Below are 12,802 nucleotides of genomic sequence, written 5' to 3'. Positions count from 1 at the left end.
TTCTGTTTGTATAATTTGTAAACAAAAAACAACGACACCAATGAAAGCGCTGATCATCGGAGCCACCGGGGCCACTGGAAAAGACCTTGTACAGCTGTTGCTACAAGACCCCGACTATACGGAAGTGGTTGTGCTGGTGCGGCGAACGGGTGGCATTGTCCATCCCAAGCTGACCGAACTGATCGTCGATTTCGACAATCTCGAAAGTGTATCCGGCTCCATCCGGGGCGATGTGTGGTTCTCCTGCCTGGGCACGACGCTGAAAGCAGCCGGTTCTAAGAAAAAGCAATGGCATATCGATTACGAGATTCCGGCACAATTCGCTGAGATCGCCAAAAAGAACGGCATACCGCGGGCCGTATTGGTATCGGCCTACGGCGCTTCCGCTACGAGCAATATTTTTTATTCCAAAATGAAAGGCCAACTGGAAGAACATATAGCCAGCCTGGCATTTGACCAATACATCATTTTCAAGCCCGGAATGCTGCTGCGCAAAGACACCGACCGGTCGAGTGAACGAGTCATCGCGGGTGTGCTCCGTGTCCTGAATGGAATCGGGATTTTGAGAAAACACCGGCCATTACCCACGTCCCTGCTTGCGGAAAAACTGGCACAAGCCCCCAAAACGCTCTCGCCGGGGTTGCACATTATTGAGCTCGACAAGATTTTTGACTGAAACTAATGCGTTATTCCGACCTCAGCGACACCACCGGATCGATCTCCCAAATCGCAAAAGGTGCCAGGAATTGACGGGGGCAAACTGCGTATTTTGCGGAAGGTCCTCATACACGCCGGTAACCATTCCATCCAGCTTGTTATTGAGCCTCATTGCACGGTTCACCGGGTCCACATCCCCGAACGCCGCCACAATATGTTTGAAATAGCTTTTGCAATAGGTAGCCCACCGGGACCGTATCGAATCGGTTAGCGGTCGACGGTCAACTCCCGTGCCATGGTCTATGGTCCATAGTCCATAGTCGCTCCCCCTTCGGCCGTCAAAGGTCAACTCCTTTCCATGGTCTATGGTCCATCGTCCATGGTCGCCCCCCTTCGGCGGTCAGCGGTCAGCGATCGGCGGTCAGCCCTCCCCAACACCCCACCTTCCCAAAAACCAAAAAAAAATAAAAATTTCACAAAACGAGCGAGGGTAAGGCTGGCCGGAAATACTCTTATGAATAACCTACTTACATTATCTGTATGAATCAAAAGCACTCCGTAGACAGCAAAACGGGTATAAACGAACCGGCCGGCCTGGTTTCCGGCTTCCCGGATATCAAAAAGATGCCCACAGACTTCGTCGATTCGGAATTGTTTATCAGACAGGCGTTCGAAACGGACCCAACGCGTGGTTATGAGTTGCTTTTTAAACGGTATTACAAGCAATTATGTAGTCATGCCGTACGGTTTGTGTATGCGAGGGATGTAGCGGAGGATATAGTAGTAGAGGTATTCAGCCAGTTTTGGTCCAAACAATTGCATACGGCTGTCAACACCTCGTACCGGTCATACCTGTTCACGACGGTCAGGCACGCGGCGTTTCATTATATGCGCAAGAATTTTGGCAAAGAGACGGTGACCGAAGAACTAAGCGAGCTGTCCGTGGCCGCGGCTGCCAGTTCGCCCCAGCAGGAGTTGCAATTCCAGGAGCTGGTCCTGAAAATTGAACAGGTGATCCGGTCGCTCTCGCCTCAAAACCAAAAGGTGTTCCTGATGAGCCGGTTCGAAGGAAAACGGAATGCCGCCATTGCCGAAGAGTTAGGCATTTCTATTAAAACCGTGGAAGGACATATCACCAAAGGTTTAGCTATTCTTCGAAAGGCATTACAAGATCACGGCTTGCTTTCCCTGGTTCAAATTCTACTCCTATTCATTTGATGGTCCCAGCCGTCAGAACCTGCTATGAATCGAACAAACATGAAGAAATCATTTCTTTCTAAACAGGTGGTTCAAAACTTCTTCGAAGGAAAAACCACCCAGATGCAGAATATTTTAATCCAGGAATGGCTGGAAAACCTTGCCAACCGCGAGCTGTATTTCCAATGGCTGGAAGAATGGGAAACCGAAAACCCGCAGTTCACACCGGATGTGGAACAGGCCTTTCGACGTTCATTGTATACCGTTCAGAATAATACAGGCATGAACCAGCCTATTGCATCGCCGGGTGGAATTGCTTCCGAGTGGTTGGGAAGGCGATCTTTGATCGCTAAATGGGTAGCCGCCGCGTCCGTGGTGCTGGTCCTGAGCGCCTGGCTGCTGTCGGATTTCTGGCTTTATAAACAGTATGAAACAGGTTACGGAGAGATCCGCACGCTGGTATTGCCCGACAGCAGCCGGGTGACGTTGAATGCCAATTCGCTGCTCAGTATTCCACGTTTCGGGTTTGGAAGCGGCACGCGGGAAGTGCTTCTGACAGGTGAGGCCGAGTTTGCGGTGAAACATACCGTCGATCACAGCAAGTTTATCGTACGTACACCAGACAAGCTGGAAGTCAGGGTTTTAGGAACAGAATTCATCGTGTACAGCCGCGACCGTGGTTCCAAAGTGGTATTAAGCCAGGGAAGCGTCCAGCTGCGGTCGCTCAAAGAAACCAACCCGAAGCCGGTGTTGATGAAGCCGGGTGACATTGCCACGATGTCAACCCACGGACGCCTCACTCTGAGCCATAGCGAGAGTTTGTCGGCGCACCAGGCGTGGAAACAGCGCCTGTTTATGTTCGAAAACACACCGGTTTCCGAAATCGCCTATCAAATCAGCGAGCATTTCGGCGTCAACGTTGTCGTCACCGACTCGATGCTCGCCAAACGCACCATTGGAGGCACCTTCAATGCCAGCGACCCGGCCCATGTGCTGAAAGTCCTTTCCGATGTCCTCAATGCACGGGTAAGCCATTCGGCACCCACCGGCGAAGGGCCGGAAACGTTTATCCTCAATTCCAATCCCTAGTATTTTATCTAAAACCGTTCATAATCATGCCGAAACTATTACACATTAAAGTGCTGGTAACCTTAATGGTGGGATGCCTGTTGGATGTGTCGCCGCTGAAAGCCCAGTTGATGGCCCAAAACCGCGCCAAAAGCAGTGTCACACCCACCTCTATTCCGGGAAGCAGGATAGCCCTGCGCGATGCGCTCATGCAGGTAAAAAGACAATACAAAGTGGACATTTTGTTCGAAGAGAAGTTACTGGAAGGCATTTTTGTCGCTCCTGCGCAGATCCAGTCGGGACAGACGATCGAAAACAAGCTCAACAATATCCTCACACCGTCCGGGCTTCGGTATAAAAAAGTCAGCAAACAGACTTACCTCATCCTGACAACGTCCGACGAATCCAAAACAGGTGTTCTGCAAGACATTCAGATCAAAGCAGAGGAAGCGCTTCCGGCTGCCCAGCAGGCGTTGATAACCACGATCCAACAGCCCAATGCGAGCGTGCAACTGATCAGCAGAACGGCCGACCGAACGGTGGCAGGCGTCGTGAAAGGCGATGGCGGCGAGCTCCTGCCCGGCGTGAGCGTGCTTATCAAAGGGACGACCCGCGGAAGCACCACCGACGTCGACGGCAAATACAGCATTACCATCGGCGACGACCTGAAATCGGATGCCATACTGGTTTTTTCCTACGTGGGTTATCAGAATAAAGAGGTAACCATCGGCAACCAGTCGACCATCGACATTGCCCTGGCGCCCGACCTGAAAAGCCTCGAAGAAGTGGTGGTAGTGGGTTATGGAACCCAAAAACGGGAGCAAATTACGAGTGCCATTGCGAGTGTCAAGTCGGAGGATTTCGTGAAAGGGCCCGTGCAGGACGCTGCGCAGCTTATTCGCGGTAAAGTAGCCGGGTTGAGCGTGATCACGCCCAGCGGCGATCCTACCGCCATTGCGCAGATCTCGCTGAGAGGTAATGCAACCATTAATGCCAGCTCGGAACCCCTCGTGCTGATCGACGGCGTACCCGGTGGCCTGAATACCGTCGCACCGGAAGATATCGAGTCTATTGATGTGTTGAAAGACGGCTCGGCCGCCGCCATTTACGGAACACGCGGAACGAACGGCGTAATCCTGATCACGACGCGGAAAGTAAAAGGAGAAACACCTGCTACGCTGGAAGTGAACTCCTATTTTACCACCCAAAGACAAACCCGCAAGCTGGATTTCATGAATGTGGACCAGTATCGTGCGCTGGCGGCCCAGGGAAAACCCGGTGCCATCGATTACGGCCACAATACCGACTGGCTGAGCCAGGTAACCCAGAAACCATTGTCGCAAGTGCATAATGTCAGCCTTCGCGGCGGGTCCCGCAGTACCAATTACATCGTCAGCATGGAATACCGCCGGCTGAACGGGATCATGAAGAAATCCGATAACACGACGGTATTCCCGCGTATTGAGGTCAATCACACGATGTTCAATGGATTGTTAAAATTCAATGCAAACCTGAGCGGTTATCAGCAAAAATACTTCTCGGTCGACGGCGGTCCCTACTCAGGCCTGGTTTACCGGAACGCCCTTACATTTAACCCGACAGAACCTTTAAAAGACGAAAACGGCAAATGGACAGAGCGCACCGATAAAACCGACTATATGAACCCGTTAGCGCTCATCGAAGAATCGCAAGGACAGAACCGTAACAACAACCTCCGGACCTACGGCACCATTTCGCTTGCGCCGGTGGAAGGATTGGAAATCAAGGCATTGTTCGCGCGGGATATGTTCAACAGCACGAGGGGTTATTATGAAACCAAAAACCATTACTCGACCAGCCGCAATGGCCGCAACGGATTTGCCTCACGCGGTGCGACACGCTCACAGGACGACCTCTTCGAATTTACCGCCAACTACAACAAATCTATCCAGGATCACAACTTCGTGCTCCTGGCCGGCCACACCTGGCGGAAATACAATACCGAGGAATACTGGATGCAAAACTGGGATTTCCCGACCGACAATTTCTCGTACAACAACATTGGGGCTGGTCTGGCGCTCCGCCGCGGCCAGGCGCCCGAATCATCGGTCCAGTCAGAGAACAAGCTGATCAGCTATTTTTTCAGGGTCAATTACAGCTTTATGAACAAATACCTGCTCTCGGCGAGTCTGCGGCATGAAGGATCTTCACGCTTCGGGGCTAACCACAAATGGGGTAGTTTTCCGGCATTCTCGGTAGGCTGGAATTTGAAAAGGGAGGCTTTTTTAGATAATTCCAATGTTGTTTCAAACATGAAACTAAGGGCAGGCTATGGCGTAACCGGTACCGAGCCGGGCAGCTCTTATATTTCTTTGAATAAAATCAATTTTAACACCAATGTGCTCATCAATGGGCAGTGGGTGCAGGCTATTAACCCTTCCAACAATGCCAACCCCGATCTCCGCTGGGAACGCAAGGAAGAGGTCAACCTGGGTATAGATTATGGCTTCCTCAATGAGCGCCTCTCCGGTTCGATCGACCTCTACCGTCGCACCACCCGCGACCTGATCGCGAACTTCCCGGTCCCTACCCCGCCCTATTTGTACAGCACCATTACGGCCAATGCGGCCTCGATGGAAAATAAGGGAATAGAAATTCAGGTGAATGCGATCCCGCTGCAAACTGCCGCTTTCAGATGGACCACTTCCGTCAATTTCTCGACCAATGCGAACAAGATCCTTACATTGTCGAACGACAAGTTTGCATTAGCCAGCGGCTACTTCGATACCGGCAATACCGGCGAGCCCATCCAGCAAACCACCCACCGCGTGCAGGTAGGCCAACCGATCGGGAATTTCTGGGGTTTCAAAACCATCGATATCGATGAAACCGGCCACTGGATTATCGAGGGCAAAAATGGCGAACCCAAGCCTATCGCCCAGCAGCAGGCCGACGACAAGCAGATCATCGGAAACGGTTTACCGAAACGTTATCTGAACTGGAACAACACATTGACCTACAAGAACTTTGACCTGAACGTCACCATGCGCGGCGCATTCGGCTTCCAGATCCTCAACATGACCGAAATGTTCTGGAGTGCGCCGGTAATGCTTACCCGCGGTAACCTGCGCGCAAATGCCTACGACCCGATCTACGGCAAACGCCCGCTGGCCGACGACCAGTCGCTGAACTATGTGAGCTACTATATCGAAAACGGCAATTACTGGAAGATCGACAACATTACGGCGGGCTATAATCTCCGCATGAAAAACAAAAACTTCAAACATGCGCGCATTTACCTCTCAGTGGCCAACCTCTACACCATTACCGGCTACAAAGGCATTGACCCGGAAGTAGGCATTGGAGGCCTGGCGCCCGGGGTCGACGACAAGAACCGCTACCCCGCCACCACCAGCTTCACCGCCGGAGCCATGCTGACATTCTGATTTTTTTAACCAGTTATGATTATTTCAAAAGGCCCAAATACGATGAAAACCTTGAAATCCTATATCGGCACAATGCTTTTGCTGGCAGCCGCGAGTTCCTGCAACAACGATCTGACCGAGAAAATCTACTCCGAAGTAACGGAGGATACCTACAACTATTCGAATGCCTACCAGGCGATGAGCGTAGCCTATGCCAACATGCGCAACCTCATCTCACACACGCACTGGTACATGGCGCAGGAATCCACCGCCGACGGCATTGTAATGCCCGCGAACGCTTCGGGATGGGACGATGGCGGCATTTACAAACGCATGCACTTGCATACCTGGAACTCGGAAAACCCGCAGATCAACAGCATGTGGAACACGTTCTATTCCGGTGTGATCAATGCCAACCGGCTCATCGACCAGTTGTCGAACGACAAAATCACCATTCCGGCAGGTGTCACCAAAGAATCACTGATCTCCGAAATGCGGGCGGTCCGGGCATTTTTTTACTGGATGCTATGCGACAATTTCGGCGAGGTGCCGCTCATCACCGACCGCTCCGACGAGCTGCTTGCCAAAACCGGTCGGAAGGAAATTTACCAGTTCATTGTCAAGGAATTGACCGAATCTATTCCCAGCCTGAGCGAAGAAAAAAACACCCTCTTGTACGCACGATTCAACAAATGGGCTGCCAAAACGCTCCTCGCGAATGTGTACCTCAATGCCGGCGTTTATGCCGGAGAGACCAAATGGGAAGAATGCCTGGCACAATGCAATGATGTGATTGCTTCCGGCAAATACCAGTTAGAAACCAGCCTCTCAGCGCCTTTTGTGACCGAGAACCAAAATTCATCCGAGATCGTGTTCGCAATCCCTTTTGAAGAAAACCTGGCCGGCGGGTTCAGCGCGCATATGTTTTCGTGGCATGCTTCGCTGAAAAACAAGGTCAATATGCTGGCAACGCCCTGGGGCGCGGGCTCGGCGAAGGGTGTGCCGCAGTTTATCAATACCTACGACGCCGATGACCAGCGCCTGAAAGCGACCTGGATGATCGGCCCGCAGTTCGCAGCCGATGGCGTAACGCCGCTCAAAGGCTCTTACGACCAGGCCGGCAAGAATGTGGTGCTCAACAACGAGCTCCCCGATGGCCTGTATACCGGCGAGGCCGAGGGATACCGGATGAATAAATTTGAAGTAAAAACACAGGCACAGGGCAGCCTGGGCAACGATTTCCCAGTATTCCGTTATTCGCAGGTGTTGATGATGAAAGCGGAATGTCTCCTGCGCACCGGCAAAGCCAACGATGCCGCCACGGTGGTGTCACAGGTTCGCGCCAGGGCTTTCGCAGCCAAACCCGCCAAAGCGACCGTTACCGGTGCGGACCTGCAAAAAGGCAGCAGTTACCAATATGGTTATGTCGAAAATTACAAGGTTGTTGATCCCGGCAATTCAACGGCGATCCAATACGGCCGCATGCTCGACGAGTTGGGCTGGGAATTTGCCTGGGAAGGGTTCCGTCGCCGGGATATGATCCGGTTCGGGGTTTATACTTCCAAAAGCTGGCTATCGCACAAACCCGCCGGCGCTTTCAGGGCGGTGTTCCCGATCCCGCAAATCGCCATAAATTCAAACCCAAAACTCTTGCAAAACCCGGATTACAACTAGGAATATGAAGCAATTGCTGATTGGTTATGTTTGGTTAATGACCGCGGGCCTGGGCTTTGCGCAGCCCGCCGGTAAGGTTCCGGCCAAAGTCCCGCAATAGGTCATGCAAGACCTATTCGAAGAAGTCAAAACACCCTATAAATACGGCGTGGTCATTCCCCAGCCCGACAGCGGCCGGATGGTCGATAGCCCGACGGTGTTCCGTCAAAACGGCGCTTGGTACATGACTTACATCATCTTCGACGGCAAGGGCTACGAAACCTGGCTGGCCAAAAGCGACAACCTACTCCAATGGACGCATCTGGGCAAGATCATGTCATTCACCGAAAATACCTGGGATGCCACCCAAAAAGCGGGTTATGGGGCATTGATCGATACGGAATGGGGCGGCTCTTACGAGGCAGAGAAGTTCGGGAACAAATACTGGCTCTCCTACCTCGGCGGCTCCGAAAAAGGCTACGAAGCCGGGCGGCTGGGGATCGGCATCGCCAACAGCGGCGATCTGACAAAATCGACGGAAGCGAACCGGTTACCCGCGCCGGTGCTTTCTGCCGTAGACAAAGATGCGCGCTGGTACGACGACCAAACGATCTACAAAAGCCTGATCATCCGTGACCAAGCCCACAAAACCGGGCATCCGTTTGTGATGTATTACAATGCTAAAGGTGAAAAGAAGGACGCGAAAGGCAACGGTTTTGAAAGCATTGCTATGGCCGTTTCCGACGATATGGAGCACTGGAAGCGGCAAGGCGACAGGCCGCTGATCACCCGCAACACGGGCATTTGCGGCGACGCGCAGATCGCTAAAATCGGGGACGTGTATGTGATGTTCTATTTCGGTGCATTCTGGAAACCGGGTGCTTTCGAGCGATTCGCCTGCTCCTACGACTTGCTCAACTGGACCGACTGGGACGGTGCCGACCTGATTGCCCCCAGCGAACCCTACGACAAAACCTACGCCCATAAGCCCTGGGTGATCAAATGGAACGGCGTGGTCTACCATTTCTACAATGCGGTGGGCGACCAGGGCCGCGTCATCGCCGTAGCCACTTCAAAAGACCTGCGGGCAAAAAAGCCAGGCAAATAGGTTAGTTTTAAATATGATAGCAAGAATAATCTGCATGCTGGTAGTCGCAACAGGCTTTTGCGCAGGCAATGCCAGCGGGCAAAGGTCGATACTGCAACCCGACCAGTTCAAACCTTATATCGTGGCATTCAACGAAGCGGATGAGGAGATTTACAAACAACTCATTCCAAATGAAAAAGCCTGGAATTTTTTATCCAAAAACATCCCGCTCTTCGAATGTCCCGACAAACAGCTTGAACAGACCTACTATTTCCGCTGGTGGACTTACCGGAAACATTTGAAACAGACTCCGGCGGGCTACATTGTTACCGAGTTTTTGCCGGATGTTTCCTGGGCGGGTAAATACAACTCGATCAACTGCCCGGCGGGCCACCATTTTTACGAAGGCCGCTGGCTGCGCGATACCAGCTATTTGAAACAATATGCCCGGTTCTGGTTCCGGGGTGGCGCCAGTCCGCGCGCCTATTCGTCCTGGGCGGCAGACGCCATCCGCGCATTCACGCAGGTGCATCCCGACACCGCATTCCTGGTAAACCTCCTCCCCGACCTCGTGAACGACTACCGCGAATGGGAAAAAATGCGGTTGGATTCGACCGGTATGTTTTGGCAAACCGACAACCGCGACGGCATGGAAATTTCGGTGTCCGGTGCCTATGGGCAGAAAGACGAGGGCTACCGCGCCACCATCAACAGCTATATGTACGGCAATGCGAAAGCCATCGCCGACATGGGCCGAATGGCGAAGAGCGCCGGTATCGAAACCGAATTCAACAAAAAAGCAGCTTACATCAGGAACCAGATCCTCACGCGGCTTTGGGACAATGAGGCGAAGTTTTTCAAGGTAATACCCCGCGGCTTGCCGAAACTTAGGAAAGCCGACGTCCGCGAGCTGCACGGTTTCACACCCTGGTATTTTTCCATTCCCGACGAAAAGCACGCCATCGCCTGGGCCCAGCTCACCGACCCGCAGGGCTTCCGGGCTCCCTATGGCCCTACCACCACCGAGCAGCGGCATTCCGGCTTCCGCATTGCCTACGAAGGGCACGAATGCCAATGGAACGGCCCGAGTTGGCCGTTTTCCACCACAATTACCCTGACATCCCTGGCCAACCTGCTCAACAACTATAAACAGCAAATTATGACCAAAACTGACTTCTGGAATCTACTGACCACTTACAGCCGTTCGCAACAGCGCATCCGCGAAGACGGCCGGCTCGTACCCTGGATCGACGAAAACCTCAATCCCTACACCGGTGACTGGATATCCAGGACCCGCCTCTCGACCATGGAAAACGGCACCTGGTCCAAAAGCAAAGGCGGTCGCGAGCGCGGCAAAGACTACAACCACTCCGCCTTTGCCGACCATATCATTTCCGGTCTGATCGGTATCAGACCCCAGAATAGCAATCAACTGGTGATCAACCCCCTAATCCCCGATAACACCTGGGACTACTTCTGCCTCGACAACGTATCCTACCACGGCAAAACCATCACCGTCCTTTACGATAAAACCGGCAAAAAATACGGCAAAGGTGTTGGATTACGCATATTGGTTGACGGTATCGAGCGGGCCTCTTCGGCTGAGATCCGGAAACTAACTATCTCCATTTAATAATTCGTGTTAATTAGCGGCCCGCCGCCGCGGTGCCTTCGTAGCTAAAAAAAAACTAAAACCGTTAGATGAAAAAACTCCTATTCTCCCTTTCCCTAACCCTTTGCTTCCAGGCCAATGCGCAACCCGGCAAGGAAGCAACCTACACCCCCAGCAAAGCCCCACTCCGCTCCAACCCGTACAGCGAGCTCCCGTTAGGCGCCATCAAACCGCAGGGATGGCTCAAAGAAATGCTCGTTCGCCAGAAAAACGGCTCCACCGGCAAGCTCGACGAGCTATACCCGCTCGTAATGGGCAAACGTAATGGCTGGCTGGGCGGCGACGGCGACCAATGGGAACGCGGCCCCTACTGGATCGACGGCCTGCTCCCACTTGCTTATATCCTCGACGACAAGGAGCTCATCGCTAAAACCAAACCCTGGGTGGAATGGGCCCTCAGCAGCCAGCAACCCGACGGCTATTTCGGCCCTTCGAAAGACTACGGCCGCGAACCGGGTGTCCAACGCGACAACAGCCGCGACTGGTGGCCTAAAATGGTGATGCTCAAAATATTAAAACAATATTACTCGGCCACCGGCGACCAGCGGGTTGTGACGTTAATGACCAATTACTTCAAATACCAGCTGAAAGAACTCCCGTCGAAACCGCTCGATAACTGGACTTTCTGGGCAAGGTACCGCGGTGCCGATAACCTGGCCGTCGTGTACTGGCTCTACAATATCACCGGCGACAAATTCCTGCTCGACCTGGGCAACCTCATCCACTTGCAGACATTCGATTATACCAATGCATTCCTCAATACCGACCTGCTCTCGACCCGCGGCAGCATTCACTGCGTGAACCTCGCGCAGGGCATTAAGGCCCCGCTGATCTACTTTCAGCACCATCCCGAGCAGAAATACCTCGACGCCACCAAAAAAGGCTTCGCCGACATCCGTAAATTCAATGGCATGGCACATGGGCTCTACGGCGGTGACGAAGCGCTGCACGGCAACGATCCTACCCAGGGCTCAGAGCTCTGTTCGGCTGTTGAAATGATGTTCTCTCTCGAAAGCATTCTCGAAATCACCGGCGATGTAAGCTATGCCGATATGCTCGAAAAAATCACGTTCAATGCATTGCCGACACAAGCTTCCGACGATTTCATGACCCGCCAGTATTTCCAGCAGGCCAACCAGGTGATGATGACCCGCCACCACCGCAACTTCGACGTAAACCACGGCGGCACGGACGTTTGTATGGGCTTGCTCACCGGCTATCCCTGCTGTACTTCCAATATGCACCAGGGCTGGCCGAAGTTTGTACAAAACCTCTGGTACGCCACTGCCGATAAGGGCATCGCCGCATTAACCTATTCAGCCAGCGAAGCCAATATCAAACTCGCTGGCGGAGTGAATGTGGCCGTAAAAGAAGAAACCTCCTATCCCTTTGAAGAAACCATCAAATTCACCATAATCCCATCTGCGAAAACAGTATTCCCATTCCATTTGAGAATACCGGCCTGGTGTAAAAAAGGCACTGTTAAGGTGAACGGTAAACTTTGGCTGGAACCGGAAGGCGACCAGATCGTGAAACTGACTCGGGAATGGGAAAAGGGAGATGTGGTGGAACTTGCATTGCCCATGCATATTTTCAAAAACACCTGGGTCGAAAACTCGATTTCTGTTGAGCGCGGGCCAATTACCTATGCATTGAAAGTGGGTGAGACTTCCAAACTCGTTAAAAACGAGAAAGATCCGATCGACTATGGCTCGTCCTACACCGAATTACGCCCGACCACACCATGGAATTATGGTTTGATACAAACACCGGATAACAAACTGGAAGAGCAATACAAATGGGAAGCAGTAAAACCGGTCTCGAATTATCCCTGGAATCCTGAGAACTCGCCGTTACAGATCAAAACCAAAGCCCGGCGCATTCCTTCCTGGGGATTGTATAATGAAATGGCCGGCCCGATCCCATACAGCCTGACCTACCAGCTTGAAACCGAAGACAAGGAAGAAGATATTGTGCTGATCCCTTACGGATGCACCAATCTGCGCATTTCTCAATTCCCGGTTATCCATAAGAAGAAGTAAGATTTTAGATTAAAACAGAACT

Annotated in this window: 8 protein-coding genes; all 8 read left to right on the top strand. The window is 52.5% G+C overall.

All coding sequences use genetic code 11. The annotated features are described in order from the left end of the window. The first annotated feature begins 40 nt into the window (after positions 1–40). Positions 41–676 carry an NAD(P)H-binding protein gene (locus LZD49_RS03575; protein WP_234665946.1) on the top strand — a complete coding sequence of 212 codons (636 nt, stop codon included), beginning with the start codon at positions 41–43 and terminating at the stop codon, positions 674–676. A 521-nt stretch (positions 677–1,197) separates the two neighbouring features. After that, positions 1,198–1,875, top strand: a complete 678-nt coding sequence (locus LZD49_RS03570) for an RNA polymerase sigma-70 factor (protein WP_234665945.1) — start codon at positions 1,198–1,200, stop codon at positions 1,873–1,875. Between the two features lie 39 nt (positions 1,876–1,914). Continuing rightward, a complete protein-coding gene (locus LZD49_RS03565) occupies positions 1,915–2,943 on the top strand; it encodes a FecR family protein (RefSeq protein WP_234665944.1) in 1,029 nt (342 codons plus the stop codon). Between the two features lie 26 nt (positions 2,944–2,969). Further along, complete coding sequence (locus tag LZD49_RS03560) at positions 2,970–6,347, top strand: TonB-dependent receptor (protein ID WP_234665943.1); 3,378 nt, start codon at positions 2,970–2,972, stop codon at positions 6,345–6,347. A gap of 42 nt (positions 6,348–6,389) precedes the next feature. Then, positions 6,390–8,000, top strand: coding sequence for a RagB/SusD family nutrient uptake outer membrane protein (locus tag LZD49_RS03555; protein WP_234665942.1), 1,611 nt, complete (start codon positions 6,390–6,392; stop codon positions 7,998–8,000). Between the two features lie 103 nt (positions 8,001–8,103). Further along, entirely contained in the window at positions 8,104–9,087 is a 984-nt protein-coding gene (locus LZD49_RS03550) for a glycosylase (protein WP_234665941.1), read from the top strand. Positions 9,088–9,100: 13 nt separating this feature from the next. After that, complete coding sequence (locus LZD49_RS03545) at positions 9,101–10,699, top strand: MGH1-like glycoside hydrolase domain-containing protein (protein ID WP_234665940.1); 1,599 nt, start codon at positions 9,101–9,103, stop codon at positions 10,697–10,699. Positions 10,700–10,767: 68 nt separating this feature from the next. After that, positions 10,768–12,780, top strand: a complete 2,013-nt coding sequence (locus LZD49_RS03540; RefSeq protein ID WP_234665939.1) for a beta-L-arabinofuranosidase domain-containing protein — start codon at positions 10,768–10,770, stop codon at positions 12,778–12,780. Positions 12,781–12,802: the final 22 nt, after the last annotated feature.

It is taken from the genome of Dyadobacter sp. CY261 (assembly GCF_021440085.1).
Lineage (GTDB): Bacteria > Bacteroidota > Bacteroidia > Cytophagales > Spirosomataceae > Dyadobacter.
Note: the sequence above shows the minus strand (reverse complement) of the source record. Positions and strands in the feature narration are given on the sequence as shown.